At 55.7% G+C, this 25,173-nt stretch carries 23 protein-coding genes, 6 tRNA genes, 3 rRNA genes and 1 pseudogene; 25 read left to right on the top strand and 8 right to left on the bottom strand.

Features of this window, described 5'->3' with window-relative positions; translation table 11 throughout:
• Window positions 1–38: 38 nt before the first annotated feature.
• Window positions 39–683 (bottom strand): cAMP-activated global transcriptional regulator CRP, encoded by a 645-nt coding sequence (gene crp, locus UIB01_RS18025; protein WP_015278313.1) that lies wholly within the window; start codon window positions 681–683, stop codon window positions 39–41.
• 212 nt (window positions 684–895) lie between these two features.
• Here crp and UIB01_RS18020 point away from each other — a divergent pair, with 212 nt between their 5' ends.
• Window positions 896–1,318 carry an OsmC family protein gene (locus UIB01_RS18020; protein ID WP_038663425.1) on the top strand — a complete coding sequence of 141 codons (423 nt, stop codon included), beginning with the start codon at window positions 896–898 and terminating at the stop codon, window positions 1,316–1,318.
• Between the two features lie 238 nt (window positions 1,319–1,556).
• Window positions 1,557–1,814, top strand: a pseudogene (locus UIB01_RS23140) (adenosylmethionine decarboxylase); the annotation flags it as partial.
• A 150-nt stretch (window positions 1,815–1,964) separates the two neighbouring features.
• Here UIB01_RS23140 and coq7 read toward each other — a convergent pair.
• The gene (gene coq7, locus UIB01_RS18015) at window positions 1,965–2,612 is read right to left on the bottom strand and encodes a 2-polyprenyl-3-methyl-6-methoxy-1,4-benzoquinone monooxygenase (RefSeq protein ID WP_038663422.1); all 648 of its coding nucleotides are present in this window, start codon (window positions 2,610–2,612) and stop codon (window positions 1,965–1,967) included.
• A gap of 51 nt (window positions 2,613–2,663) precedes the next feature.
• Window positions 2,664–3,005: a histidine triad nucleotide-binding protein gene (locus UIB01_RS18010; protein ID WP_038663419.1), complete on the bottom strand. Its 342-nt coding sequence runs from the start codon at window positions 3,003–3,005 to the stop codon at window positions 2,664–2,666.
• Window positions 3,006–3,083: 78 nt separating this feature from the next.
• Here UIB01_RS18010 and UIB01_RS18005 point away from each other — a divergent pair, with 78 nt between their 5' ends.
• On the top strand, window positions 3,084–4,562 hold the full coding sequence (locus UIB01_RS18005) for an AAA family ATPase (protein ID WP_038663416.1): 1,479 nt from the start codon (window positions 3,084–3,086) through the stop codon (window positions 4,560–4,562).
• Window positions 4,563–4,578: 16 nt separating this feature from the next.
• Here the strand turns inward: UIB01_RS18005 and UIB01_RS18000 are convergent, their stop codons facing one another.
• Both UIB01_RS18000 and hemJ read right to left on the bottom strand, forming a co-directional pair.
• On the bottom strand, window positions 4,579–5,535 hold the full coding sequence (locus UIB01_RS18000; protein WP_038663413.1) for a DUF805 domain-containing protein: 957 nt from the start codon (window positions 5,533–5,535) through the stop codon (window positions 4,579–4,581).
• Window positions 5,536–5,655: 120 nt separating this feature from the next.
• The gene (hemJ, locus tag UIB01_RS17995) at window positions 5,656–6,084 is read right to left on the bottom strand and encodes a protoporphyrinogen oxidase HemJ (protein ID WP_038663412.1); all 429 of its coding nucleotides are present in this window, start codon (window positions 6,082–6,084) and stop codon (window positions 5,656–5,658) included.
• Between the two features lie 128 nt (window positions 6,085–6,212).
• On the opposite strand from hemJ, the gene argC reads away from it, so the two are divergent.
• A complete protein-coding gene (gene argC, locus UIB01_RS17990; protein WP_038663411.1) occupies window positions 6,213–7,247 on the top strand; it encodes an N-acetyl-gamma-glutamyl-phosphate reductase in 1,035 nt (344 codons plus the stop codon).
• Between the two features lie 107 nt (window positions 7,248–7,354).
• The gene (gene erpA, locus UIB01_RS17985; RefSeq protein ID WP_003285497.1) at window positions 7,355–7,705 is read left to right on the top strand and encodes an iron-sulfur cluster insertion protein ErpA; all 351 of its coding nucleotides are present in this window, start codon (window positions 7,355–7,357) and stop codon (window positions 7,703–7,705) included.
• A gap of 51 nt (window positions 7,706–7,756) precedes the next feature.
• Here erpA and UIB01_RS17980 read toward each other — a convergent pair whose 3' ends face one another.
• Together UIB01_RS17980 and UIB01_RS17975 are read right to left on the bottom strand one after the other, a co-directional pair.
• On the bottom strand, window positions 7,757–8,848 hold the full coding sequence (locus UIB01_RS17980) for an anhydro-N-acetylmuramic acid kinase (protein WP_038663407.1): 1,092 nt from the start codon (window positions 8,846–8,848) through the stop codon (window positions 7,757–7,759).
• A 2-nt stretch (window positions 8,849–8,850) separates the two neighbouring features.
• Window positions 8,851–10,257 carry a peptidoglycan DD-metalloendopeptidase family protein gene (locus UIB01_RS17975; protein WP_051605109.1) on the bottom strand — a complete coding sequence of 469 codons (1,407 nt, stop codon included), beginning with the start codon at window positions 10,255–10,257 and terminating at the stop codon, window positions 8,851–8,853.
• 170 nt (window positions 10,258–10,427) lie between these two features.
• Here UIB01_RS17975 and tyrS point away from each other — a divergent pair, with 170 nt between their 5' ends.
• A complete protein-coding gene (gene tyrS, locus UIB01_RS17970; protein WP_038663406.1) occupies window positions 10,428–11,645 on the top strand; it encodes a tyrosine--tRNA ligase in 1,218 nt (405 codons plus the stop codon).
• Between the two features lie 9 nt (window positions 11,646–11,654).
• Here the strand turns inward: tyrS and UIB01_RS17965 are convergent, their stop codons facing one another.
• Window positions 11,655–12,095: a hypothetical protein gene (locus tag UIB01_RS17965; protein WP_038662833.1), complete on the bottom strand. Its 441-nt coding sequence runs from the start codon at window positions 12,093–12,095 to the stop codon at window positions 11,655–11,657.
• A gap of 101 nt (window positions 12,096–12,196) precedes the next feature.
• Between UIB01_RS17965 and UIB01_RS17960 the strand changes: the two genes are divergently transcribed.
• The 19 genes from UIB01_RS17960 (at window position 12,197) to rplL (ending at window position 25,087) form a co-directional block, all read left to right on the top strand.
• Window positions 12,197–13,733 (top strand): 16S ribosomal RNA (locus tag UIB01_RS17960).
• 91 nt (window positions 13,734–13,824) lie between these two features.
• Window positions 13,825–13,901, top strand: a tRNA-Ile gene (locus UIB01_RS17955).
• Between the two features lie 30 nt (window positions 13,902–13,931).
• Window positions 13,932–14,007: transfer RNA gene (locus UIB01_RS17950), tRNA-Ala, on the top strand.
• A 255-nt stretch (window positions 14,008–14,262) separates the two neighbouring features.
• Window positions 14,263–17,153 (top strand): 23S ribosomal RNA (locus UIB01_RS17945).
• A 149-nt stretch (window positions 17,154–17,302) separates the two neighbouring features.
• A 5S ribosomal RNA gene (gene rrf / locus UIB01_RS17940) occupies window positions 17,303–17,418 on the top strand.
• The 16S, 23S and 5S rRNA genes sit together here with 2 tRNA genes alongside, the layout of an rRNA operon.
• Window positions 17,419–17,539: 121 nt before the next feature.
• Entirely contained in the window at window positions 17,540–18,487 is a 948-nt protein-coding gene (gene birA / locus UIB01_RS17935) for a bifunctional biotin--[acetyl-CoA-carboxylase] ligase/biotin operon repressor BirA (RefSeq protein ID WP_038663404.1), read from the top strand.
• Window positions 18,484–19,224 (top strand): type III pantothenate kinase, encoded by a 741-nt coding sequence (locus tag UIB01_RS17930; protein ID WP_038663401.1) that lies wholly within the window; start codon window positions 18,484–18,486, stop codon window positions 19,222–19,224. The genes birA and UIB01_RS17930 overlap by 4 nt, the downstream gene beginning before the upstream one ends.
• 27 nt (window positions 19,225–19,251) lie before the next feature.
• Window positions 19,252–19,929 carry an SPOR domain-containing protein gene (locus tag UIB01_RS17925; protein WP_038663398.1) on the top strand — a complete coding sequence of 226 codons (678 nt, stop codon included), beginning with the start codon at window positions 19,252–19,254 and terminating at the stop codon, window positions 19,927–19,929.
• A gap of 141 nt (window positions 19,930–20,070) precedes the next feature.
• Window positions 20,071–20,155: transfer RNA gene (locus UIB01_RS17920), tRNA-Tyr, on the top strand.
• Between the two features lie 25 nt (window positions 20,156–20,180).
• Window positions 20,181–20,254: transfer RNA gene (locus tag UIB01_RS17915), tRNA-Gly, on the top strand.
• 26 nt (window positions 20,255–20,280) lie between these two features.
• Window positions 20,281–20,356: transfer RNA gene (locus tag UIB01_RS17910), tRNA-Thr, on the top strand.
• Between the two features lie 84 nt (window positions 20,357–20,440).
• Window positions 20,441–21,634 carry an elongation factor Tu gene (gene tuf / locus UIB01_RS17905; protein WP_038663376.1) on the top strand — a complete coding sequence of 398 codons (1,194 nt, stop codon included), beginning with the start codon at window positions 20,441–20,443 and terminating at the stop codon, window positions 21,632–21,634.
• 51 nt (window positions 21,635–21,685) lie between these two features.
• Window positions 21,686–21,761 (top strand) — tRNA-Trp (locus tag UIB01_RS17900).
• A gap of 42 nt (window positions 21,762–21,803) precedes the next feature.
• The gene (gene secE / locus UIB01_RS17895) at window positions 21,804–22,172 is read left to right on the top strand and encodes a preprotein translocase subunit SecE (RefSeq protein WP_038663396.1); all 369 of its coding nucleotides are present in this window, start codon (window positions 21,804–21,806) and stop codon (window positions 22,170–22,172) included.
• Window positions 22,173–22,181: 9 nt separating this feature from the next.
• On the top strand, window positions 22,182–22,715 hold the full coding sequence (nusG, locus tag UIB01_RS17890) for a transcription termination/antitermination protein NusG (RefSeq protein WP_038663393.1): 534 nt from the start codon (window positions 22,182–22,184) through the stop codon (window positions 22,713–22,715).
• Window positions 22,716–22,823: 108 nt separating this feature from the next.
• Window positions 22,824–23,255 (top strand): 50S ribosomal protein L11, encoded by a 432-nt coding sequence (rplK, locus tag UIB01_RS17885; RefSeq protein WP_003280820.1) that lies wholly within the window; start codon window positions 22,824–22,826, stop codon window positions 23,253–23,255.
• The gene (gene rplA, locus UIB01_RS17880) at window positions 23,255–23,950 is read left to right on the top strand and encodes a 50S ribosomal protein L1 (protein ID WP_038663390.1); all 696 of its coding nucleotides are present in this window, start codon (window positions 23,255–23,257) and stop codon (window positions 23,948–23,950) included. Before rplK ends, rplA begins: the two co-directional genes overlap by 1 nt.
• Before the next feature lie 192 nt (window positions 23,951–24,142).
• On the top strand, window positions 24,143–24,643 hold the full coding sequence (gene rplJ / locus UIB01_RS17875) for a 50S ribosomal protein L10 (protein ID WP_003280824.1): 501 nt from the start codon (window positions 24,143–24,145) through the stop codon (window positions 24,641–24,643).
• A gap of 75 nt (window positions 24,644–24,718) precedes the next feature.
• Window positions 24,719–25,087: a 50S ribosomal protein L7/L12 gene (gene rplL, locus UIB01_RS17870; protein ID WP_003291419.1), complete on the top strand. Its 369-nt coding sequence runs from the start codon at window positions 24,719–24,721 to the stop codon at window positions 25,085–25,087.
• Window positions 25,088–25,173 lie beyond the last annotated feature (86 nt).

The raw sequence follows: 25,173 nt of genomic DNA, 5'->3' as shown, positions 1-25,173 counted from the left end.
CCAGCGCGTGTTGCGCCGGCAGGTAGCGGTCTGAATGATCAGCGAGTACCGAACACCACCATGGTCTTGCCTTTAACGTAGACAAGCCCCTGGGCTTCCAGGCTCTTGAGTACGCGGCCGACCATTTCGCGGGAGCAGCCGACGATACGGCCGATTTCCTGGCGAGTGATCTTGATCTGCATGCCATCAGGATGGGTCATGGCGTCGGGCTGCTTGCACAGGTCCAGCAATGTACGCGCCACGCGGCCAGTAACGTCGAGGAAGGCCAAATCTCCGACTTTGCGTGTGGTATTGCGCAGCCGCTCGGCCATCTGGCTGCCGAGGGCGTAGAGAATGTCCGGGTCCTGCTGGGTCAGCTCGCGAAACTTCGCATAGCTCAGTTCGGCAACTTCGCATTCGGTCTTTGCGCGGACCCAGGCACTGCGTTCCTTTTCCGTCCCTTCCTTCTCGAAAAGCCCCATCTCTCCGAAAAAGTCACCCGCATTCAGGTAGGCGATGATCATCTCGCGGCCATCGTCATCCTCGATAAGAATGGTGACTGAGCCTTTGACGATGAAAAAAAGCGACTCGCACCGGTCGCCTGCGTAAATGATCGTGCTTTTCGCCGTGTACCGCCGTCTATGGCAGTGCGCGAGCAACTTGTCGATATTCTTTATCTTGGGCGTAAGAGAGATAGCTACCATGCTGTGGGTCCCGGATAAGTATTCAATAAAGACTGATTATTGTTATATGTGGCTGTCATTCAGCTTTCGTGAGCTTAACAGACCAAGGCGGAGCAGTTGTTAAGTTGCGACAGGCGAAACGTGTGGGTCAACGCACCTTTAGTCGCGTATGTGACGCTGTCGATTTAAAGGCCCATGCTAAGCTACCCGCCCTGTTTTTATTGGAGTTGGCGATGAAAGCGCGCATTCAATGGGTCGACGGTGCGATGTTCCTTGGCGAGTCCGGCAGTGGCCATGTCGTCGTGATGGATGGCCCACCCGAAAACGGCGGACGTAACCTTGGCGTGCGCCCCATGGAGATGCTGCTACTTGGCTTGGGTGGTTGCAGTAACTTCGATGTAGTGAGCATCCTGAAAAAATCGCGGCAGGCGGTGGATAGTTGCGAAGTCTTCGTTGAGGCCGACCGCGCATCCGAAGACCCAAAGGTGTTTACCAAGATTCATCTGCGTTTCGTCGTCAAGGGTCGCTCGCTGAAGGACGCCCAGGTCAAGCGCGCGGTCGAGCTTTCGGCAGAGAAGTATTGCTCGGCCTCCATCATGCTTGGTCGTGCCGGCGTCGAGATCAGCCATGCTTACGAGATCGTCGAGCTCGACTGACTGCCAACTGCCCCACCCGTCGGGGGAAGTCGACCTCCGACAACGCCGACGGCCTCACTCTGCATCATGCGTGCCCTGATTGACTCGGGCGTTCGTTCCCGCGCGGAAAGGCCTCACCGTCTACGCCGATACTTCGGCCTATGGCGGGGATAAATCCCGGCAAGGGTGTTCTTCAATGGTAAAAGCAAACTGCAAGCTCCACGGGTCCAGTAACTCGACCAGGGCCTGAAACATCTAGGACATCCGTTATGTCGGGACGTCTGAAGACCCGCAAGCATGTGTGGTACATCAATGGAGAATACGACGCCAAGTGGCTTGACCATGTTCTGGCCGAGGTTGTAGGCATCATTGGCGCCAACATACTGAATATTGCCGGCCGGTATTACGAGCCGCAGGTCGCCGGCGAGACTATCCCGTTCTGGTGACGCCCGCCGCTAGTCAGATTAAGAAGTCGCCTGCCCCCTGCTCCCTGTCAGAAACCATACTTGCGCTGCTCCTCTTGTCGGAGCAGCGCAAGCATATCGAAGAGCGGTTGCGTCACGGGATGCTGGAAGTCTTCGCTGCGTTCAGCATGCCGCGTCCTGCGTAGGCTTCAGCAGCCTTGTCATTGATAAGGGCGATTCTGCGCCCTTCTTCGTGGCAAACGTCAGATGCGATAAGTCGCCTTGGTCATGACCTTGGAAACCAGGCTCATGCCGAACTTTATGGGGGCCGGGAAGCGCAGGCCGCCTGCTTCGATGGCTGCCGTGGAATGCTGTGCTTCATCCTCGCGCATCTGTTCGAGAATGGCGCGGGATTTTTCGTCGCTTGCCGGCAACTGGCCTAAATGCTCGTCCAGGTGTTTGCAGACCTGATCCTCCGTCGCGGCAACGAAGCCCAGGCTGATGCGGTCGCTGATCAGGCCAGCCGTAGCTCCAATACCGAACGACAGCCCGTAGAACAGTGGATTGAGCACGCTGGTGTGGCTGCCTAACTGACGGATGCGTTGTTCACACCAGGCCAAATGATCGATCTCCTCATCAGCGGCCTGTTCCATTGCTTGGCGCACCTGCGGGAGGCGGGCCGTTAAGGCCTGGCCTTGATACAACGCCTGGGCGCAGACTTCGCCTGTGTGGTTGATGCGCATCAGGCCGGCGATGTGTCGAGTTTCGCTCTCGCTCAGCTCCGCCTCGTCCTTCAGTACGGCCGGAGACGGGCGTGCTGGCTGGCCACTGAAAGGCAGCAGCGTCCGCAGTGCTGAATCGGCCTGCATCAACAGACGGTCAGCTGGAGAATAGTGGCGTTGGCTGGTCATATGTCCTCCGGGACAAGTTGAAACCGCGGGTGAGGCTGCAGCGCTTGACTGTCAGCCCGGCGGCCAATGCATCTGCCGCTGACCGAGTACATGCATGTGAATATGGTTGACCGTTTGCCCGCCCAGGTCGTTGCAATTCATCACCACGCGAAAACCGTCCTGGCAACCTTGTTCTTTCGCCAGGCGCTGCGCAGTCAAGAGGATATGTCCGGCGAGCGCCTTGTCGTGCTCCTCGCTCAGGTCGTGCAAGGTGGCGATATGTTTCTTCGGAATCACCAGAAAGTGCACCGGGGCCTGAGCCGCGATGTCGTGGAAGGCGATAACCTGATCGTCTTCGTAAAGCTTGCGTGCGGGAATTTCCCCGGCCACGATCTTGCAAAACAGACAATCCATGGCGGTTCTCCGGAAGAGCGTCGGCCACACAGTGTATCAGGGCATATGCGCCATGGTGAGACGGTACAGGGAGGTGATATGAAGAACGATATTCATGATTTGGGCCTAGTGTTGGATTCGAGAGTCCGTCTAGTGCTGGTCGAGTCGTGGGACGAGCGCAGGGTGCTGGAGACGCTGACGGGGCTTGCTGTGCGGCAGGGGTTGGGCTTCTACCTGTGGTCGGCGACTGAGGGGCTACGTCACCTGTCCTTTGGCGGCGAGCTGCAGGGGGGCGAGGAAAGCTGTGCGCCTGAGCTAGCGCTGAAACTGGTCAAGCACGACTCCCAGCCGAATTTGTACGTCTTCTGCGACCTGCACCCGTACCTCGACGAGCCGAAGTTGGTGCGGCTGCTTAAGGACATTGCGATGAGTGAAGCGCCTGTCGCGCCGACGCTGGTGCTGGTCTCGCACGCGCTGAAACTACCGCCTGAAGTGCAACGCTATGCGGCACGGTTCAGTCTTTCGCTACCGGCCGAGGAGGAGCTGCTCGCCATCGTCCGTGAAGAGGCCACGCGCTGGAGCGAGCGTAATCGCGGCGCTCGAGTTCGCACCGACAACCGCACCTTGCAGCAGGTGGTGAAAAATCTACGTGGGCTAAGCCATGCGGAGGCGCGGGCGTTGGCGCGCAATGTTATCTGTGATGACGGTGCGATCACGCAGGAAGACCTGCCTGAGCTCAATCGCAGCAAGTTTCAGCTGCTGGATCTCGATGGGGTGCTGGGTTTCGAGTACGAGACAGCGCGTTTCGCGGAGGTGGCTGGGCTGGCCAATTTCAAACGTTGGTTGGCGGAGCGGCAGGGTGCCTTTCTGGGGGGGCAGGGCGATGATCTGCCGCGCGGCGTGATGCTCGTAGGGGTGCAAGGTGGAGGCAAAAGCCTTGCCGCCAAAGCGGTCGCCGGGTTGTGGGGCTTGCCTTTGCTGCGGCTGGATTTCGCGTGCTTGTACAACAAGTACTTTGGCGAAACGGAGCGTAATTTGCGCGAAGCGCTGAGCCTTGCGGAACAGATGGCGCCCTGTGTGCTGTGGATGGATGAGATAGAAAAAGGCCTGGCGACCGGCGATATGGATGGCGGGGTAAGCCAGCGGGTACTGGGTACGTTGCTGACATGGATGGCCGAACGCTCGGCGCCAGTGTTCATGGTCGCTACGGCAAATGCTATTGATCGGTTGCCGGCAGAGCTGTTGCGAAAGGGGCGCTTCGACGAGCTTTTCTTCGTTGATCTGCCGGATCTCGCGACGCGCGCGGAGATCTTCCGCATCCATCTCGCGCGACGTGAGCTGAAACCTGATGAATTGGGCCTGATGGTGCTGGCCGACGCCAGCGACGGCTTCTCGGGGGCGGAGATCGAGCAGGTCGTGGTCAGTGCGGTCTATGCCGGCCAAGCCCAGCAACGACATGTCGATCAGGCGATGCTGCTCGAAGGCATACGCGCAACATCACCGTTGTCGGTGGTCATGGCCGAGCGTCTCGATGCACTGCGGGAGTGGGCAAGGGGGCGTACGGTACAAGCCGATTGAGGCTCGCTTCCGGTAGCTAGAAGCCGGCTCCCTGACGCATTGCTACCAGTGCTGGGACAGTCAACGCAGCCACCAGACCGGAGATGATCAGCAACAGCCACAGCGCGGCGAGGATTTTCACCGGTCGGCTGTTAGGCGGTGGTGGCGAACCATAGCGATTGGCCTCGCGGTTTCCAGGCATCAATAGCATGACGAAGGGGAACAGGCTGCCCAGCACGGGAACCAGATTGAGCAGGATCAGCCAGCCGGACCACCCGAAGTCATGCAGGCGCTGAACACCGATCTGCACGCTGACCACGAGCATGCCGACGCCGATCAAACCCATGCAGATAAGCCCCATTGTGCTGGAGATTGCCATGATGATTGCGGCGACACCGAACAGCCCCGTTGCCACAAACATGATGACCAGAGACCACGCCAGATAGCGCAGGCGGCCGATCCGGCCGGTGACGGATAATGGCTTGAGCTCGCCATGCAGCGGCATTGCTTCGCTGACGTTGGCAGAAGGCGGCGTGTAAGGGGAAATGGTCGTGCTTGCCACCTGAGTCGCAGCGCTCTCGCGAAGCTGCGCCTGACGCGCCAGATACTTCTCGATGACGATGCCGCACGCACTGCATTCGCTGGCCTGGCTTTGTGCGTGCCCGCATTTGGGGCACGTCATTACTGCGGCTGGCGGGTTGTCGGCCTGGGCAGCCGCGAGCTCTTCGTCCGTCTGAACAAGGCTCAAGGCGGGAACGGGGCGATCGAGCTCTTTGTGTGCTTTGGCGCCAGCGCGGTGCAGTGCGCCGAGATACTTGTCGGCTTCTTGGCTATTGAGTTTGCTTTTGATCACGGCCGCCTGGCCGCTGAACAGTCGATCGACCTTGCTTGGGTCGGTCTTGAACAGCGCGGCCAGGTTCGCCTTGACTGCCTCGAGCGGCATGTTGGGCATCAACTCGCCAGTGAAGACGATCTTGAATTGAGCTTCTTGCATGTGGCGTCCATGTCACAACTAAATGGTGGGGGCAGATTAGAGGGGTGGAACGGCCGAAACAATAATGTTTGCTCCGGATTCCGAGTCAGGTAACACAATGCTCATCAGAGGTCAGTCGTCTCAGAAGGGTTTAACGACGACGAGAATCACGATGGCCAGCAGAAATAGAACCGGAACCTCATTGAACCAGCGATAGAACACGTGCCCGCGCATGTTCTCGTCACGAGCGAACCGCTTCAGCTGTGCGCCGCATACGTGGTGATAGCCGACCAACATAAGCACCAGCGCCAGCTTGGCGTGAAGCCAGCCCCCCGTACCGAACAAGCCCGGATTCAGAATGACCATCCAGATGCCGAACACCAGCGTGGCGATCATCGATGGAAGCATAATGCCGCGGTATAACTTGCGTTCCATGACTTTGAAGCGCTCCCGACTGGGTTGATCGTCACTCATCGCGTGATAGACGAACAGGCGGGGCAGATAGAACAGGCCAGCGAACCAGCAGACAACGGCAATGATGTGCAGCGCTTTTAGCCAGAGGTAGAGCATCGATTGAATCCTGTGAAGGCGAATGCGTCGATAGTAGTGGCTGTGTTCGCCCTCGTCACCCCGACTGTTGGCCCGCGACTAAAGCAGCTTTATCATCGCGCTTTTACGTTTTCAGTTGAGGGCAGGTCATGATCAAGGTCGGTATCGTTGGCGGCACAGGCTATACGGGTGTCGAATTGCTGCGCCTGCTTGCTCAGCATCCCCAGGCGGAAGTGGCTGTCATCACATCTCGCTCCGAAGATGGGGTGAAGGTCACCGACATGTATCCCAATCTTCGAGGCCACTATGACGATCTCGCTTTCAGCGTTCCAGATGCCGCGACGCTGGGTGGGTGCGACGTTGTGTTCTTCGCAACCCCCCACGGCGTCGCCCACGCATTGGCCGGCGAATTGTTGGCGGCCGGTACACGGGTTATCGACCTGTCCGCCGATTTCCGTCTGCAGGATGCCGAAGAGTGGGCGAAGTGGTACGGTCAGGCTCACGGTGCACCCGAGCTGCTTTCCGAGGCCGTGTACGGTCTACCTGAGGTCAATCGCGAGCAGATCAGAAAGGCACGCCTGATTGCTGTTCCTGGGTGCTATCCGACGGCCACCCAGTTGGGCTTTTTACCGTTACTTGAAAACGGTCTTGCTGATAATTCGCGCCTGATTGCCGACTGTAAATCCGGCGTAAGCGGTGCCGGTCGTGCGGCCAAGATAGGCTCTCTGTTCACCGAGGCTGGCGAAAGCATGATGGCGTACGCGGTAAAAGGGCATCGCCATCTACCGGAGATTAGCCAAGGTCTGCGCCGAGCAGCGGGGGGCGGCGTCGGGCTGACTTTCGTACCACATCTGACGCCAATGATTCGTGGTATTCACGCGACGCTGTACGCCACCGTCGCTGACACGTCCGTGGACCTTCAAAGCCTCTACGAGCAGCGTTACGCCAACGAGCCTTTCGTCGATGTCATGCCGGCCGGAAGTCACCCGGAAACACGTAGCGTACGCGGCGCCAACGTCTGCCGCATCGCCGTGCATCGCCCTCAAGGCGGAGATCTCGTGGTCGTACTGTCCGTGATCGACAACCTGGTGAAAGGCGCGTCTGGCCAAGCGATCCAGAATATGAATATCTTGTTCGATCTGAACGAGAAGCTGGGGCTCGGCAACGTTGCATTGCTGCCATAAGGTTTACAGCTCGTTCGTCGTGAATGGTCGAATAGTTGACCGGTTTTGTCAGGAAAGCCGATAATGCGCCGTCAATGCAGTAGGGCATTTCACGCCAGGAGAAACCAATGAGTGTCGAATCCTTCACGCCCACCGCCATCCAGTTCAGTCAGGGGGCCGCGAGCAAGGTGAAGAGCTTGGTCGATGAGGAGGGCAATCCGCGCTTGAAGTTGCGAGTCTTCGTCACAGGTGGTGGCTGCTCGGGTTTCCAGTACGGTTTCACCTTCGATGAAGATGTGGCCGACGACGATACGATCATCGAGCGAGAAGGTGTGAGTCTCGTGGTCGACCCCATGAGTTACCAGTACCTGGCTGGTGCAGAAGTGGATTATCAGGAAGGGCTGGAAGGCTCGCGTTTCGTGATCAAAAATCCAAACGCTACGACCACCTGTGGATGTGGCCAGTCGTTTTCTATCTGACTTTTTCTGGCTCGAAGCGCCGTGCACTGCACGGCGTTTTCGTTTCAAGCATCAAGCAGGGTAGATAGCGCCAAGGACTCGAGTGCCCCGTGCGCCGGTGACCGCAGGGCGATTTGCGGGTATGCGCTCCAGGCAGCAGTGGGCCAGCCAGGCAAAGGCCATTGCTTCCACCCAGTCCGGCGGCACCCCCTCGCTGTCTGTGCTTTTGACCTCGCAGGTCGGCAGCAGCATCTGTAGCCTCTGCATCAGCGCAGCGTTATGCGCCCCTCCGCCACAAACAAGCAGCTCCTGCACTTGTCGCTGAGTTCCGATGAGCGACTCAGCAATGCTCCTGGCCGTCAATTCCAGCAGTGTCGCCTGGACGTCCTCAGTCCGCAGATAATCACGTCCTTTGAGATGCGTATCTAGCCAGGCCAGGTTGAAAAGTTCGCGTCCGGTACTCTTTGGGCCGAGGGTCTTGAAAAACGCTTCGCCGAGCATCGACGTAAGTAAGTCCTCATCCACGATGCCGGTCGCGGCCCAGGCGCCATTGCGGTCAAATGCCAATCCCTTGTGGCGCTGAATCCAGGCGTCCATCAGGACATTGCCAGGTCCGCAATCGAAACCATGGGTCGGGTTGCCCGGATACAGGATGCTGAGATTGCTGAATCCTCCGACGTTTAGAACCGCACGAACTCGTTGGGAGCTGCCGAAGATTGATTCGTGGAAAGCAGGCACGAGCGGCGCGCCATGACCGCCGGCCGCGACATCGCGTCGGCGGAAATCGCTAACGACGGTTATGCCGGTCAATTCCGCTAGTAGGGCAGGGTTGCCAATCTGGATTGTGAACCCAAGATGGGGCTCATGCCTAACAGTCTGGCCATGGCTGCCAATAGCGCGTATTGACTGCGGGGTAAGCTGCTGTTCGATGAGCAACTGAGCGATTGTTTCGGCTGCCAGCGTAGCCCATTGATTCTCCGCCATGGCTGCGCGTGCCAGCTCGTCGTCGCCGGAGGAACACAAAGTCAGTAGCTCGTGGCGGAGTTGCGCAGGCATTTCCTGGAAGCGGGTGGCTATCAGCCGAGTTCGAGTGCTCTGCTCGATGAGTGCGACGTCCAGGCCGTCAAGGCTGGTGCCGGACATCACTCCCAGATAAAAAGACATGCTTATTGCTGGTTGAGCGCCAAAACGGTGGCCTTCTCTTCATCCATCCGCGCCATCAAAGGCTGGCTCAGTTGCATGAATCGCTGTTTCTCGTTTTGAGCGATTGGATCGGCCATCGGCAGCTTCAGGCCAAGCGGGTCGACATGGACGCCATCGACCTGAAACTCATAATGCAGATGTGGGCCGGTAGAAAGGCCAGTGGTGCCGATGTAGCCAATGATCTGACCTTGCTTGACAGTGGATCCGTTACGCACACCTTTGGCAAATCCTTGCATATGTGCATAAAGGGTGCGGTAGCGCTGCCCGTGCTGGATGATCACCGTGTTGCCATAACCGCCCTTGCGCCCGGCAAGCAACACCTTGCCGTCACCAGCGCTTTTGATTGGCGTTCCGTGCGGAGCTGCATAATCAACCCCTTTGTGTGCTCGGATCTTGTTCAGGATCGGATGCTTGCGACCGTTGGAGAAGCGAGAGCTGATACGGGCAAAATCAACTGGCGTTCGGATGAACGCTTTGCGCATGCTGGTACCGTCAGCATTGTAGTAGCTGGTCACGCCATCTTTATTGGTGTAGCGAACGGCGGAATAGGTTTTGCCTCGATTGGTAAAGCGCGCCGCGAGGATGTTGCCGGTTCCGACGCGCCGCCCTTCTACTGTCTTCTCTTCGTAAATGACTTCGAAACTGTCGCCTTTACGAATATCGAGTGCGAAGTCGATGTCGTAACCAAATACGTTGGCTAAATCCATCGTCAGGTTATGGCTGAGGCCAGCACGCTTCGCTGCGAGAAAAAGGCTGCTATCGATCTCGCCACGAGCATATGTGGGGGTGACGTCGGGCCTGACCTGTTCCTTTTTGAACGTATAGCCATCGGAGGTCTTCTCAAGCGCAAGCGTTTCCAAGCTGCTGAGTTTGCTACGTAGACTCGCCAGCTCGCCCAGCTCGGTCAGCTGGAACTCAAGTGACTGACCAATCCTCAAGCGAGAGAACTCCTTAGCGTCCTTGCTGCTCGAGAGTACGGCATGCATCACCGATGGAGAAAGGCCCACCTTGGCGAATACCGTTGATAGCGTATCTCCATTGGCCACTACTACGGTCTTCGTCAGAGGGTCTGGCGTTGGAGCGGGCACCTGAGCGGATTGCTCTTCCGGTAGCTCAGCAGTCTTGGCGGCGGACGAAATGCTCGGTGTGGTGGCGAACGGAGACTCAGCCAGGCCCGGTTCGCTGTCGCCAGGCTCCACAACTATCTGTCCAGATGAAGACTGAAGCTGCAGATCAATGAAGGTCTTCTTCGCCTCCACTTCACGCGATGGAAATACAAGCAGCGCCAGGCTCAGCAGCGCAGCTACACCACTGGCAGCCAGAAGGTGGCTCTTGGGGTAGTTCGGAGCTTTTGATTTGGAAGGCATCATTGGGCTTCTGGCATATTTTTGTACGGGAAATAACTGTCTAAAATATAAGCAAAGTGCCGTGGAGGCAACCCTTGTGGCGGCTGCCCTGCCGGCCGGTCGAGGCGTGCGGCTTGTAATCGGCCGGCGATCTTGTAAGGTTGTTGCCCTTTAACAATGGTACGGGGCTTGCGATGAAGTCGGTTGAAGAGCAACTGTCGGTGATCAAACGGGGTGCTGATGAGGTACTCGTTGAGTCGGAGTTGATCGCTAAGCTTGAGCGGGGCGAGCCGCTGCGCGTTAAAGCGGGATTCGACCCAACCGCTCCCGATCTTCATCTCGGGCATACCGTCCTCATCAATAAAATGCGCCAGCTTCAGGAGCTGGGGCATCAGGTGATCTTCCTTATAGGGGATTTCACCGGGATGATTGGTGACCCAAGTGGCAAAAGCGCTACGCGGCCACCGTTGACGCGGGATCAGGTTCTAGAGAACGCCGAAACGTACAAGGCTCAGGTTTTCAAGATTCTCGATCCGGCGAAAACCGAAGTGGCGTTCAATTCGACCTGGATGGATCAGCTTACTCCTGCCGACTTCATTCGTCTGGCCTCTCAGTACACTGTCGCGCGCATGCTTGAGCGTGATGATTTCAACAAGCGCTACTCGACCAATCAACCAATCGCCATCCATGAGTTTTTGTATCCGCTGGTGCAGGGCTACGACTCTGTAGCGTTGAGGGCTGACATCGAGCTGGGCGGGACGGATCAGAAATTCAACCTTCTGATGGGGCGCGAGTTGCAGCGGGCCTACGGTCAGGCATCTCAGTGCGTAGTGACGATGCCGTTGCTAGAGGGGTTGGATGGCGTGAAGAAAATGTCGAAGTCCCTCGGGAATTATGTCGGCATCCAAGAGTCTCCGGGAGTCATGTATAGCAAGCTGGTGTCGATTCCCGATGCTCTGATGTGGCGGTACTTTGAGCTGCTCAGTTTTCGTTCGCAGGCCGAAATCGATCAGCTCCGTGCGGATGTTGAGCGCGGGGCCAACCCGCGGGATATTAAGATCAAGCTGGCAGAGGAGATTGTCTCGCGCTTCCATGGTGACGAAGCTGCCGCGGCGGCACATCGCTCCGCTGGCAATCGCATGAAAGATGGCGAGCTTCCTGACGATCTGCCGGAGGTCGAGCTGTTATCTGATCAGGATATGCCTATTGCATCAGTGCTTAATAAGGCCGCTCTTGTTAAGAATGCAGCGATGGCGCGCGATCTGTTGGGTGCGGGCGGGGTGCGTGTTGATGGAGAAGTCGTGGATCGTACCTTTGTATTCAAGTGCGGGGCGACCCATGTTTGCCAGGCTGGCAAGAAGGCCTTTGCGCGTGTTTCGCTGAAACTGGAGAAAACTGAAATAACCGGTTGACGCTGAATTTCAGGCCCCTATAATGCGCACCACTTCCGGCGCAGTCCTTAAGCAAAACCTCTTGTAAATCAAAAGGTTAGCGAGATAAAAAGGTTGCACGGATGGCGGATTCGAGTAGAATGCGCTGGGCTGGCAGGGTGGTGGTTGAGTCCTGTTGGTGGCTTCGGTCAGGTTGATCGGAAGCGGATGAAAGAGGTGGTTGACAGCGGTTTTGAACGCTGTATGATTCGCCTCCCGCTGACGAGAGATGAGAATTGATCGGAAGCGCAAGCGGTTGAGAAGAAACGAAAAATTCTTCAAAAACAGCTTGACAGGTAACAAGGCTGCTGTAGAATGCGTGGCCTCGGTTGAGACGAAAGACTTGATCGAAACGCTCTTTAACAACTGAATCAAGCAATTCGTGTGGGTGCTTGTGAATGTAAGACTGATGGTCAGATAGATTATCAGCATCACAAAGCAACACTCGTTTATTCGAGAGTTACTCTTTACTTGTAAAGAGATTTGCGATTGCTGAGCCAAGTTTAGGGTTTTCTCAAAACCCAAGCAGTATTGAACTGAAGAGTTTGATCATGGCTCAGATTGAACGCTGGCGGCAGGCCTAACACATGCAAGTCGAGCGGATGAAGGGAGCTTGCTCTCTGATTCAGCGGCGGACGGGTGAGTAATGCCTAGGAATCTGCCTATTAGTGGGGGACAACGTTTCGAAAGGAACGCTAATACCGCATACGTCCTACGGGAGAAAGCAGGGGACCTTCGGGCCTTGCGCTAATAGATGAGCCTAGGTCGGATTAGCTAGTTGGTGAGGTAAAGGCTCACCAAGGCAACGATCCGTAACTGGTCTGAGAGGATGATCAGTCACACTGGAACTGAGACACGGTCCAGACTCCTACGGGAGGCAGCAGTGGGGAATATTGGACAATGGGCGAAAGCCTGATCCAGCCATGCCGCGTGTGTGAAGAAGGTCTTCGGATTGTAAAGCACTTTAAGTTGGGAGGAAGGGCAGTAAGTTAATACCTTGCTGTTTTGACGTTACCGACAGAATAAGCACCGGCTAACTTCGTGCCAGCAGCCGCGGTAATACGAAGGGTGCAAGCGTTAATCGGAATTACTGGGCGTAAAGCGCGCGTAGGTGGTTCGTTAAGTTGGATGTGAAAGCCCCGGGCTCAACCTGGGAACTGCATCCAAAACTGGCGAGCTAGAGTATGGCAGAGGGTGGTGGAATTTCCTGTGTAGCGGTGAAATGCGTAGATATAGGAAGGAACACCAGTGGCGAAGGCGACCACCTGGGCTAATACTGACACTGAGGTGCGAAAGCGTGGGGAGCAAACAGGATTAGATACCCTGGTAGTCCACGCCGTAAACGATGTCGACTAGCCGTTGGGATCCTTGAGATCTTAGTGGCGCAGCTAACGCATTAAGTCGACCGCCTGGGGAGTACGGCCGCAAGGTTAAAACTCAAATGAATTGACGGGGGCCCGCACAAGCGGTGGAGCATGTGGTTTAATTCGAAGCAACGCGAAGAACCTTACCAGGCCTTGACATGCAGAGAACTTTCCAGAGATGGATTGGTGCCTTCGGGAACTCTGACACAGGTGCTGCATGGCTGTCGTCAGCTCGTGTCGTGAGATGTTGGGTTAAGTCCCGTAACGAGCGCAACCCTTGTCCTTAGTTACCAGCACGTTATGGTGGGCACTCTAAGGAGACTGCCGGTGACAAACCGGAGGAAGGTGGGGATGACGTCAAGTCATCATGGCCCTTACGGCCTGGGCTACACACGTGCTACAATGGTCGGTACAAAGGGTTGCCAAGCCGCGAGGTGGAGCTAATCCCATAAAACCGATCGTAGTCCGGATCGCAGTCTGCAACTCGACTGCGTGAAGTCGGAATCGCTAGTAATCGTGAATCAGAATGTCACGGTGAATACGTTCCCGGGCCTTGTACACACCGCCCGTCACACCATGGGAGTGGGTTGCTCCAGAAGTAGCTAGTCTAACCTTCGGGGGGACGGTTACCACGGAGTGATTCATGACTGGGGTGAAGTCGTAACAAGGTAGCCGTAGGGGAACCTGCGGCTGGATCACCTCCTTAATCGAAGACTTCAGCTTCTTCATAAGCTCCCACACGAATTGCTTGATTCACTAGCGAAAAGCGATTGGGTTTCGACCCGAGAGAGACGATTGGGTCTGTAGCTCAGTTGGTTAGAGCGCACCCCTGATAAGGGTGAGGTCGGCAGTTCGAATCTGCCCAGACCCACCAATTGTCATGGGATGTGGCCGATCTGTAGATGGGGCCATAGCTCAGCTGGGAGAGCGCCTGCTTTGCACGCAGGAGGTCAGGAGTTCGATCCTCCTTGGCTCCACCATTAACTCGATAATCGCTGAAAGCTCAGAAATGAGTGCTGCTTGGGCATCCTGCCGGATGTTTGAGGGTATTGATTTCTGGTCTTTGCGCCAGAAGTGTTCTTTAAAAATTTGGGTATGTGATAGAAGTAGATTTGAGTGATCACTTTCACTGGTGGTTATTCAAGTCAAGGTAAAATTTGCGAGTAAAATTGCGGATTTTCGGCGAATGTCGTCTTCACGTTATTAGACAGTAACCAGATTGCTTGGGGTTATATGGTCAAGTGAAGAAGCGCATACGGTGGATGCCTTGGCAGTCAGAGGCGATGAAAGACGTGGTAGCCTGCGAAAAGCTTCGGGGAGTCGGCAAACAGACTTTGATCCGGAGATGTCTGAATGGGGGAACCCAGCCATCATAAGATGGTTATCACACACTGAATACATAGGTGTGTGAGGCGAACCAGGGGAACTGAAACATCTAAGTACCCTGAGGAAAAGAAATCAACCGAGATTCCCTTAGTAGTGGCGAGCGAACGGGGATTAGCCCTTAAGCTTCTTTGATTTTAGCGGAACGCTCTGGAAAGTGCGGCCATAGTGGGTGATAGCCCTGTACGCGAAAGGATCTTAGAAGTGAAATCGAGTAGGACGGAGCACGAGAAACTTTGTCTGAATATGGGGGGACCATCCTCCAAGGCTAAATACTACTGACTGACCGATAGTGAACCAGTACCGTGAGGGAAAGGCGAAAAGAACCCCGGAGAGGGGAGTGAAATAGAACCTGAAACCGTATGCGTACAAGCAGTGGGAGCCTACTTTGTTAGGTGACTGCGTACCTTTTGTATAATGGGTCAGCGACTTATTTTCAGTGGCGAGCTTAACCGAATAGGGGAGGCGTAGCGAAAGCGAGTCTTAATAGGGCGTTTAGTCGCTGGGAATAGACCCGAAACCGGGCGATCTATCCATGGGCAGGTTGAAGGTTAGGTAACACTGACTGGAGGACCGAACCGACTACCGTTGAAAAGTTAGCGGATGACCTGTGGATCGGAGTGAAAGGCTAATCAAGCTCGGAGATAGCTGGTTCTCCTCGAAAGCTATTTAGGTAGCGCCTCGTGTATCACTGCTGGGGGTAGAGCACTGTTTCGGCTAGGGGGTCATCCCGACTTACCAAACCGATGCAAACTCCGAATACCAGCAAGTGTCAGCACGGGAGACACACGGCGGGTGCTAACGTCCGTCGTGAAAAGGGAAACAACCCAGACCGTCAGCTAAGGTCCCAAAATCCTGGTTAAGTGGGAAACGATGTGGGAAGGCTTAGACAGCTAGGAGGTTGGCTTAGAAGCAGCCACCCTTTAAAGAAAGCGTAATAGCTCACTAGTCGAGTCGGCCTGCGCGGAAGATGTAACGGGGCTCAAACCAGGTACCGAAGCTACGGGTTCAACGCAAGTTGAGCGGTAGAGGAGCGTTCTGTAAGCCTGTGAAGGTCAGTTGAGAAGCTGGCTGGAGGTATCAGAAGTGCGAATGCTGACATGAGTAACGACAATGCGAGTGAAAAACTCGCACGCCGAAAGACCAAGGGTTCCTGCGCAACGTTAATCGACGCAGGGTGAGTCGGTCCCTAAGGCGAGGCTGAAGAGCGTAGTCGATGGGAAACGGGTTAATATTCCCGTACTTCTAGTTACTGCGATGGGGGGACGGAGAAGGCTAGGCCAGCAAGGCGTTGGTTGTCCTTGTTTAAGGTGGTAGGCAGAGATCTTAGGTAAATCCGGGATCTTAATGCCGAGAGCTGATGACGAGCTTTCTTTTAGAAAGCGAAGTGGTTGATGCCATGCTTCCAGGAAAAGCCTCTAAGCTTCAGGTAACTAGGAACCGTACCCCAAACCGACACAGGTGGTTGGGTAGAGAATACCAAGGCGCTTGAGAGAACTCGGGTGAAGGAACTAGGCAAAATGGCACCGTAACTTCGGGAGAAGGTGCGCCGGTGAGGGTGAAGTATTTACTACGTAAGCCCATGCCGGTCGAAGATACCAGGCCGCTGCGACTGTTTATTAAAAACACAGCACTCTGCAAACACGAAAGTGGACGTATAGGGTGTGACGCCTGCCCGGTGCCGGAAGGTTAATTGATGGGGTTAGCGCAAGCGAAGCTCTTGATCGAAGCCCCGGTAAACGGCGGCCGTAACTATAACGGTCCTAAGGTAGCGAAATTCCTTGTCGGGTAAGTTCCGACCTGCACGAATGGCGTAACGATGGCGGCGCTGTCTCCACCCGAGACTCAGTGAAATTGAAATCGCTGTGAAGATGCAGTGTATCCGCGGCTAGACGGAAAGACCCCGTGAACCTTTACTATAGCTTTGCACTGGACTTTGAATTTGCTTGTGTAGGATAGGTGGGAGGCTTTGAAGCGTGGACGCCAGTTCGCGTGGAGCCATCCTTGAAATACCACCCTGGCAACTTTGAGGTTCTAACTCTGGTCCGTTATCCGGATCGAGGACAGTGTATGGTGGGTAGTTTGACTGGGGCGGTCTCCTCCTAAAGAGTAACGGAGGAGTACGAAGGTGCGCTCAGACCGGTCGGAAATCGGTCGTAGAGTATAAAGGCAAAAGCGCGCTTGACTGCGAGACAGACACGTCGAGCAGGTACGAAAGTAGGTCTTAGTGATCCGGTGGTTCTGTATGGAAGGGCCATCGCTCAACGGATAAAAGGTACTCCGGGGATAACAGGCTGATACCGCCCAAGAGTTCATATCGACGGCGGTGTTTGGCACCTCGATGTCGGCTCATCACATCCTGGGGCTGAAGCCGGTCCCAAGGGTATGGCTGTTCGCCATTTAAAGTGGTACGCGAGCTGGGTTTAGAACGTCGTGAGACAGTTCGGTCCCTATCTGCCGTGGACGTTTGAGATTTGAGAGGGGCTGCTCCTAGTACGAGAGGACCGGAGTGGACGAACCTCTGGTGTTCCGGTTGTCACGCCAGTGGCATTGCCGGGTAGCTACGTTCGGAAGAGATAACCGCTGAAAGCATCTAAGCGGGAAACTTGCCTCAAGATGAGATCTCACTGGAGCCTTGAGCTCCCTGAAGGGCCGTCGAAGACTACGACGTTGATAGGTTGGGTGTGTAAGCGCTGTGAGGCGTTGAGCTAACCAATACTAATTGCCCGTGAGGCTTGACCATATAACACCCAAACAATTTGATGTTTGCGTGTCAGACGGTTGAAGTCGACAAACAAACCGAAGATCAGCAACACTCGCAAGTAACATCGAAACAGACATCACATACCCAATTAGGGGAAGCGACTCAACACCGACTCCCCAACCGAATTGCTTGACGACCATAGAGCGTTGGAACCACCTGATCCCATCCCGAACTCAGTAGTGAAACGACGCATCGCCGATGGTAGTGTGGGGTCTCCCCATGTGAGAGTAGGTCATCGTCAAGCTCTTATCCCAAACCCCCGATCGGAGTAATCCGGTCGGGGGTTTGCTTTTGCGCTGAAGAAAGCCGCTGTAGGCACTGGCTGCCGCTGCCGCTATTATTCGGACCTCGCTATTGGGGGTGGCATGAATAGGCTGTTGAGGTTGCTCCAAGATGGGCGCTTTCATTCCGGTGAGGAGTTGGGGGAGGCGCTAGGCGTTAGTCGAAGCGCTGTCTGGAAGCTTGTTCAGCGTATCCAGGCCGATGCTTTGGTTACGGTCTTTAAGGTTCCTGGGCGCGGATACCGCTTAGCCGAGTCTCTCTCATTGCTCGAGAAGGAAAAGCTTGCACCGGAATTAATGTGCTTCGGATGGTCGTTGCATCTTTGTGAATCGGTGGGTTCGACTAATGCCGAAGCCTTACGCCTTTTACAGTTAGAAGAGGTTCCGTTCCTGGTGCTTGCGGAAGCGCAGACTTCAGGGCGCGGCAGGCGTGGCCGCTCCTGGGTGAGCCCCTTCGGGCAGAACTTGTACTTCAGTCTAGCAATCAGGGTGCAGGGTGGGGCGGGGCAACTTGCCGGCATGAGTTTGGTTGTTGGGCTAGCTGTTATGCAGACTCTGCGTTTGATTGGGCTTCCGCAGGCTGGTTTGAAATGGCCAAACGACGTTTACGTTGATGGCCGTAAGATCGCGGGAATCTTGTTAGAGCTAACTGGCGACCCGGCCGACGTATGTCATGTGATCATCGGTATAGGCATCAACGTAAATATGGTTGAGGCTGCAGGTATAGATCAGCTCTGGACGTCAATCAGAGAGCACGTCGGCATGGTTGATCGGAACGAACTAGTACTGACGTTGGCAGGCACGCTAAAGCGATATTTAGAACGACATGCCGAAGCAGGTTTCTCCGCACTGAAGCAGGAGTGGGAGTCCAACCATATATGGCAGGGGCGGAGCTGTACGTTAAGCACAGGATCGCAAGATTATTCCGGCGTTGTGTTGGGTGTAGACGAAGAGGGTGGGCTTAGGCTCATGATCAACGGGGACCAGCGCTCGTTCAGTGGTGGAGAGTTAAGCTTGAGGCTGGATCAATGATTCTGGAGCTGGATTGCGGAAACAGCTTTATTAAATGGCGCGTGCTGGGCATCGACACCGGTTTGGTGGCTGCCCAAGGCGCTTCTGCCTCCGTTGTCGATCTAGTTAATGAAATTTCCGGTGTGGTGGGAGCGGACGTCATACGTGCACGGCTAGTCAGCGTTCGCGGAGACCGCGAGACGGATGAGTTATGCCTGCGCCTCTCTGAGGTCCTGGGTGTTGATGTTGAACGAGCGTCTCCATCAATCCAGCTTGGAGGTGTGATAAATGGATATGTCGATCACAGGCAACTAGGGATGGATCGTTGGCTCGCCATGGTTGGGGCGTTCCAGCTCAAGCGTAATGCAATGATGGTGATTGATTTAGGGACGGCCGTCACGGTCGATTTAGTGGATTCCCAAGGCATGCATCTGGGGGGATATATAAGCCCGGGTATTGCTCTGCTACGGCATCAGTTACATACCCATACACGTCGTATCAGCTATTCGCTGGAGGACATTACTACGTCCCGACGCGTGACTGCCCCGGGGCGGTGCACTACTGAGGCGGTGGAGAGAGGCTGCCTTCTGATGTTGCGCGGCTTCGTGAGCTCTCAAATTCTGCAGGCGGACGAGTATCTGGGGGCAGAATTCGAGATCTATGCCACCGGCGGAGATGTGGCGCTGATAAACGATATCCCTCGAATACGGTGCATACCTGATCTGGTGTTTCGGGGCTTAGCTATCGCTTGCCCATAGAGTCATGTCTATAAGGTCGAAGTTTGCATGCGTTGGCTATTCCTTTTGTTGGTGCTGTTGAATATCTTCTTCTGGGCGCAGCACCTTTACCAGTCGCCTGTACGTATTAAGGAGGTTGCGCCTCTCGATGCGTACAGTCGCCCCCAATCGAACATCACTCTGCTCAGTGAGTCGTCGCGTACGCGAAGGGCGGCGGAGGGTGCGCGTTCCGGGGCCATCGATAATAGTGGTTGCCTCTTTCTCGGCGGGTTTGATGACGAGCTGTCGGCGCAGTCGTTGGAGCAGCGGCTTCTGAGTCTGGATATCCAGTCTGAAGTCCAGCAGCTGGACGTGGCCACGGGCGTGGATTATTGGGTGTATTTGCCGCCGCTAGCTTCGAGGCAGGCGTCCCTGCGGCAATTGCGCGAACTGCAAAGCCGCAATATTGATAGCTACATTATTACGGTCGGCGACCTGGCAAACGGAATTTCGCTGGGTATATTTTCCCGTAAAGATTCGGCTGAGGGCGTGGTGGCTCGGTTGCGTGAAGTGGATTACTCGGCCTTGGTGAGAGAGTTGCCGAGAGTGCACAACAAGTACTGGGTGCGGGTAGCGCCTGCTAGCCAGCGTCAGTTAGGTGACAGCATCTTGGAGGCCCTTAAGAACGACATGCCTGCGTTGCAGCATCGTCAAATGCCTTGTGTGGGCGTTGCATCTTCCGAATAGTTTGCATAGAATGGCGCCCGCTTCGCCGTAGGGTTTGAGAGTTTCCCCGGTGAGGCGACTGTCAGTGCAGCTAACCTCAAGATTTATATGAGAAAAAGCTTGACAGTAGGGTGGCTAGTGATGAAAATGCCGCCTCACTTTGGAGGGGTTCCCGAGCGGCCAAAGGGATCAGACTGTAAATCTGACGTCATAGACTTCGAAGGTTCGAATCCTTCCCCCTCCACCAGATTCAAGCGTAGGCTTCGGCGTTCGCGGGTATAGTTTAGTGGTAGAACCTCAGCCTTCCAAGCTGATGATGCGGGTTCGATTCCCGCTACCCGCTCCAGCTTCGATGGTTACGAAATATGCTTCGCTCATGTAGCTCAGTTGGTAGAGCACACCCTTGGTAAGGGTGAGGTCAGCGGTTCAAATCCGCTCATGAGCTCCAAACTCCAAAGGCAGATATGTAAATATCTGCCTTTGTTTTAATGGTGGCGTGACTAGCTCAATTCAACGATGGGAGACGGTCTCGATGGCTAAAGAAAAGTTCGAACGTAACAAACCGCACGTCAACGTCGGCACCATTGGTCACGTCGACCATGGCAAGACCACTCTGACGGCTGCTCTGACCCGTGTGTGCTCCGAGGTTTTCGGTTCCGCTCGTGTCGACTTCGACAAGATCGATAGCGCCCCGGAAGAGAAGGCTCGCGGTATCACCATCAACACCGCTCACGTAGAGTACGATTCCAATATTCGTCACTACGCGCACGTTGATTGCCCGGGTCACGCTGACTATGTGAAGAACATGATCACCGGTGCTGCCCAGATGGACGGCGCGATCCTGGTTTGCTCGGCTGCTGACGGCCCCATGCCGCAGACTCGCGAGCACATCCTGCTGTCCCGTCAGGTAGGTGTTCCGTACATTGTCGTGTTCCTGAACAAGGCCGACATGGTTGATGACGCCGAGCTGCTCGAGCTGGTGGAAATGGAAGTGCGCGATCTGCTCAGCACTTACGACTTCCCGGGCGACGACACTCCGATCATCATCGGTTCCGCACTGATGGCTCTGAACGGTCAAGACGACAACGAGATGGGCACCACTGCCGTCAAGAAGCTGGTCGAGACCCTGGATACCTACATCCCTGAGCCGGTTCGCGCCATCGACAAGCCGTTCCTGATGCCGATCGAAGACGTATTCTCCATCTCCGGTCGCGGCACCGTGGTTACCGGTCGTGTAGAGCGCGGTATCGTCAAGATCCAGGAAGAAATCGAGATCGTTGGTCTGCGTGATACCACTAAGACCACCTGTACCGGTGTCGAGATGTTCCGCAAGCTGCTCGACGAAGGTCGTGCTGGTGAGAACTGTGGCGTCCTGCTGCGCGGCACCAAGCGTGACGACGTAGAGCGTGGTCAGGTACTGGCCAAGCCGGGCACCATCAAGCCGCACACCAAGTTCGAAGCAGAAGTGTACGTGCTGTCCAAGGAAGAAGGTGGTCGTCACACCCCGTTCTTCAAGGGCTACCGTCCGCAGTTCTACTTCCGTACCACTGACGTAACCGGTTCGTGCGAACTGCCGGAAGGCGTTGAGATGGTAATGCCGGGCGACAACGTGAAAATGGTTGTTACCCTGATCAAGCCGATCGCCATGGAAGACGGCCTGCGCTTCGCGATTCGCGAAGGTGGTCGTACCGTTGGTGCCGGCGTGGTTGCCAAGATCATCGAATAACGATTGATCTGTTTGAAGCAGGTCGGCATAATAGTCGGCCTGACTCTTTCTAGGCCAGTAGCTCAATTGGCAGAGCGGCGGTCTCCAAAACCGCAGGTTGGGGGTTCGATTCCCTCCTGGCCTGCCATTTTCAATAACGAAATTGGCAGTCTTTACAAGGTTCTAGCAGATGAATATCAAAGCTGAAGCCAATGACGCGCGCTTCGATCTGGTGAAGTGGCTTGTTGTGGCTGCTTTGGTGGTTGTTGCCGTCGTCGGTAATCAATATTACTCCGCTGAGCCGATTCTCTATCGTGTCCTTGCGGTCCTGGCGATTGGTGTTATTGCTGCGCTTGTTGCGCTGCGAACGTCCAAGGGGCGCTCGTTCGCTGTGTTGCTGAAAGAGGCGCGTGGCGAAATTCGCAAGGTCGTATGGCCGACCCGTCAGGAGACTACCCAGACTACGTTGATCGTGGTTGTTGTGGTGCTTGTGATGGCGCTGCTGCTGTGGGGGCTTGATTCCCTGCTCGGTTGGTTGGTCTCCATGGTTGTTGGTTAAGGGTGTCTCGTGGCTAAGCGTTGGTATGTTGTGCATGCTTACTCGGGTTACGAGAAGCACGTCATGCGCTCTCTGGTCGAGCGTGTCAAGCTTGCTGGCATGGAAGATGACTTCGGCGAGATTCTTGTCCCGACCGAAGAAGTGGTCGAGATGCGTAACGGGCAGAAGCGCAAGAGTGAGCGTAAATTCTTTCCGGGCTACGTTCTTGTTCAAATGGAGATGAACGAGGGTACCTGGCACCTCGTCAAGGATACTCCTCGTGTAATGGGTTTCATTGGTGGTACGGCAGACAAGCCGGCGCCCATTACCGATAAAGAGGCAGAGGCTATCCTGCGTCGCGTTGCTGACGGAACCGACAAGCCTAAGCCTAAAACGCTTTTCGAGCCGGGCGAGGTGGTCCGCGTCGCGGATGGTCCGTTCGCTGACTTCAATGGCGTAGTCGAAGAAGTTAACTACGAGAAGAGTCGGATCCAGGTGGCGGTCCTGATCTTCGGTCGCTCTACCCCGGTAGAGTTGGAGTTCAGTCAGGTCGAAAAGGTTTAACTGAACGAAGCATCCCGCCCCGCAGCTTCAAGCTGCGGGGTTTTGTCGTCACTGGGATAAAACAGCAATGGGGAGCCGCAAGGCGCTAAAACCCGTAACGGAGTTACTATGGCTAAGAAGATTCAAGCTTACATCAAGCTACAGGTAAAGGCCGGTCAGGCTAACCCGTCGCCGCCCGTTGGTCCTGCGCTGGGTCAGCATGGCGTCAATATCATGGAGTTCTGCAAGGCGTTCAATGCCCGGACCCAAGGCCAGGAGCCTGGTCTGCCGACTCCAGTGATCATCACTGTTTACAGCGATCGCAGCTTTACTTTTGAAACCAAGAGTACTCCTGCTGCTGTTCTGCTGAAGAAGGCTGCTGGTATAACCAGCGGTTCCGCTCGTCCAAACACCCAGAAGGTCGGCACCGTTACACGTGCGCAGTTGGAAGAGATCGCCAAAACCAAGCAGGCTGATCTGACTGCTGCCGAAATGGAAGCTGCCGTTCGAACCATCGCAGGTTCGGCTCGCAGCATGGGCCTGAACGTGGAGGGTGTGTAATGGCTAAGTTGACCAAGCGCCAGAAGGCTATTGCCGAGAAGATTGAAGCTGGCAAGCAGTACTCGTTCGAAGATGCCGCCAAGCTGCTGGCTGAAGTCTCTGCAGTGAAGTTTACCGAGTCGTTCGATATCGCGATCAATCTTGGCGTGGATCCGCGTAAATCCGATCAGGTTGTGCGTGGTGCTACCGTTCTGCCGAACGGCACTGGCAAGAGCGTTCGCGTCGCCGTGTTCACTCAGGGTCCGGGCGCCGAAGCTGCTTTGGCTGCTGGTGCGGATCGCGTTGGCATGGACGAGCTGGCTGCCGAAATGAAAGGTGGCGATCTGAACTACGACGTGGTGATCGCTTCGCCAGACGCCATGCGTGTCGTTGGTCAGCTGGGCCAGATCCTCGGTCCGCGCGGCCTGATGCCTAACCCGAAGGTTGGTACTGTTACTCCTGACGTCGCTACCGCCGTTAAGAACGCCAAGGCTGGTCAGGTGCGTTTCCGTACCGACAAAAACGGGATCATTCACACCTCCGTGGGTAAGGTCGGTTTCGAGGCAGGCCAGCTGAAGCAGAACGTTGAAGCGCTGCTCTCTGACCTGAAGCGTCTGAAGCCTTCCACTTCAAAAGGTATTTACGTCAAGCGCGTGACCCTGAGCACCACGATGGGTCCGGGACTGGTCATCGATCAGGCTTCCCTGGAAGCGTAAGACAGCAGCGCCTCGCTCGCGGGGCGTTTAAAAGATTGGGGTCCCTGCCTGGCGGGGGCTATCCAAGACCGTAGGCGGCGCAAGCCTTAAACCAAAAGCCTACGCAGAGGTGCTCCCGATTCGTACCGAATCAGACACCAACACCCGTCCGGTCTCGACCGGATGAAACGGTAACATCCAGGAGTGTAACCCGTGGCAATCAAACTCGAAGACAAGAAAGCCATCGTCGCTGAAGTCAACGAGGCTGCCAAAGCTGCCCTGTCCGCTGTCGTGGCTGATGCCCGTGGCGTGACCGTGGGGGCCATGACCGGACTCCGTAAAGAGGCCCGCGAAGCTGGCGTTTACGTACGCGTTGTACGTAACACCCTGCTGCGCCGCGCCGTTGATGGCACTCAGTTCGAAGTGCTCAACGACGTGTTCAAAGGCCCGACCCTGATTGCGTTCTCCAACGAACATCCGGGCGCTGCTGCTCGTATCTTCAAGGAGTTCTCCAAGGGTCAGGACAAGTTCGAGATCAAGGCCGCTGCGTTCGAGGGTCAGTTCCTCGCAGCCAATCAGATCGACGTTCTGGCAACTCTGCCGACCTACGACGAAGCCATTTCTCAGCTGATGAGCGTTATTCAAGGCGCTACCAGCAAGCTGGCTCGTACACTGGCGGCCGTTCGCGACCAGAAAGAAGCTGCTGCCGCTTAAGCGACTGGCTACTTTCGCAATCACTTTTTGAATTAGATGGCCGAAGGCCTTCACCTAAATACAGGAACTAGAGTCATGGCTCTGACCAACGAAGATATCATCAACGCCGTTTCCGAAATGTCCGTGATGCAGGTTGTTGAACTGATCAAGGCAATGGAAGAGAAGTTCGGCGTTACCGCTGCTGCCGCCACCGTTGCCGCTGCGGGCCCGGCTGCCGCTGCTGTAGAAGAGCAAACCGAGTTCACCATCGTTCTGGCTGAAGCTGGCGACAAGAAGGTCAACGTGATCAAGGCTGTTCGCGAACTGACCGGTCTGGGCCTGAAAGAAGCCAAGGCTGTCGTTGACGGCGCCCCGGGCGTAGTCAAGGAAGGCGTTTCGAAAGAAGAAGCCGAAGCAGCCAAGAAGACTCTGGAAGAAGCAGGCGCCAAAGTCGAGCTCAAGTAAGCGACGACCTTGCGTCTACAGCCCGAGCGACTCGCGAAAGGCTGATGGCTGGTGGCTCTTGCCACCGGCCTTTTTCCGTTATGAAG

It is taken from the genome of Stutzerimonas decontaminans (assembly GCF_000661915.1).
In the GTDB taxonomy this organism is placed as follows: Bacteria; Pseudomonadota; Gammaproteobacteria; order Pseudomonadales; family Pseudomonadaceae; genus Stutzerimonas; species Stutzerimonas decontaminans.
The sequence above is the reverse complement of the archived record's forward strand: the minus strand, read 5'-3'. Positions and strand labels throughout refer to the sequence as shown.

What these genes read in the sequence shown, in the direction of transcription:
- rplA (WP_038663390.1), top strand. Translation starts at nt 23,255, where the DNA reads ATGGCTAAGTTGACCAAGCGCCAGAAGGCTATTGCCGAGAAGATTGAA.
- rplK (WP_003280820.1), top strand. Translation starts at nt 22,824, where the DNA reads ATGGCTAAGAAGATTCAAGCTTACATCAAGCTACAGGTAAAGGCCGGT.
- UIB01_RS17965 (WP_038662833.1), bottom strand. Translation starts at nt 12,095, where the DNA reads ATGCTGATAATCTATCTGACCATCAGTCTTACATTCACAAGCACCCAC.
- UIB01_RS17925 (WP_038663398.1), top strand. Translation starts at nt 19,252, where the DNA reads ATGCGTTGGCTATTCCTTTTGTTGGTGCTGTTGAATATCTTCTTCTGG.
- argC (WP_038663411.1), top strand. Translation starts at nt 6,213, where the DNA reads ATGATCAAGGTCGGTATCGTTGGCGGCACAGGCTATACGGGTGTCGAA.
- hemJ (WP_038663412.1), bottom strand. Translation starts at nt 6,084, where the DNA reads ATGCTCTACCTCTGGCTAAAAGCGCTGCACATCATTGCCGTTGTCTGC.
- UIB01_RS18010 (WP_038663419.1), bottom strand. Translation starts at nt 3,005, where the DNA reads ATGGATTGTCTGTTTTGCAAGATCGTGGCCGGGGAAATTCCCGCACGC.
- UIB01_RS17975 (WP_051605109.1), bottom strand. Translation starts at nt 10,257, where the DNA reads ATGATGCCTTCCAAATCAAAAGCTCCGAACTACCCCAAGAGCCACCTT.
- rplL (WP_003291419.1), top strand. Translation starts at nt 24,719, where the DNA reads ATGGCTCTGACCAACGAAGATATCATCAACGCCGTTTCCGAAATGTCC.
- UIB01_RS17930 (WP_038663401.1), top strand. Translation starts at nt 18,484, where the DNA reads ATGATTCTGGAGCTGGATTGCGGAAACAGCTTTATTAAATGGCGCGTG.
- secE (WP_038663396.1), top strand. Translation starts at nt 21,804, where the DNA reads ATGAATATCAAAGCTGAAGCCAATGACGCGCGCTTCGATCTGGTGAAG.
- erpA (WP_003285497.1), top strand. Translation starts at nt 7,355, where the DNA reads ATGAGTGTCGAATCCTTCACGCCCACCGCCATCCAGTTCAGTCAGGGG.
- tyrS (WP_038663406.1), top strand. Translation starts at nt 10,428, where the DNA reads ATGAAGTCGGTTGAAGAGCAACTGTCGGTGATCAAACGGGGTGCTGAT.
- coq7 (WP_038663422.1), bottom strand. Translation starts at nt 2,612, where the DNA reads ATGACCAGCCAACGCCACTATTCTCCAGCTGACCGTCTGTTGATGCAG.
- tuf (WP_038663376.1), top strand. Translation starts at nt 20,441, where the DNA reads ATGGCTAAAGAAAAGTTCGAACGTAACAAACCGCACGTCAACGTCGGC.
- UIB01_RS18020 (WP_038663425.1), top strand. Translation starts at nt 896, where the DNA reads ATGAAAGCGCGCATTCAATGGGTCGACGGTGCGATGTTCCTTGGCGAG.
- UIB01_RS17980 (WP_038663407.1), bottom strand. Translation starts at nt 8,848, where the DNA reads ATGTCTTTTTATCTGGGAGTGATGTCCGGCACCAGCCTTGACGGCCTG.
- birA (WP_038663404.1), top strand. Translation starts at nt 17,540, where the DNA reads ATGAATAGGCTGTTGAGGTTGCTCCAAGATGGGCGCTTTCATTCCGGT.
- UIB01_RS18005 (WP_038663416.1), top strand. Translation starts at nt 3,084, where the DNA reads ATGAAGAACGATATTCATGATTTGGGCCTAGTGTTGGATTCGAGAGTC.
- crp (WP_015278313.1), bottom strand. Translation starts at nt 683, where the DNA reads ATGGTAGCTATCTCTCTTACGCCCAAGATAAAGAATATCGACAAGTTG.
- UIB01_RS18000 (WP_038663413.1), bottom strand. Translation starts at nt 5,535, where the DNA reads ATGCAAGAAGCTCAATTCAAGATCGTCTTCACTGGCGAGTTGATGCCC.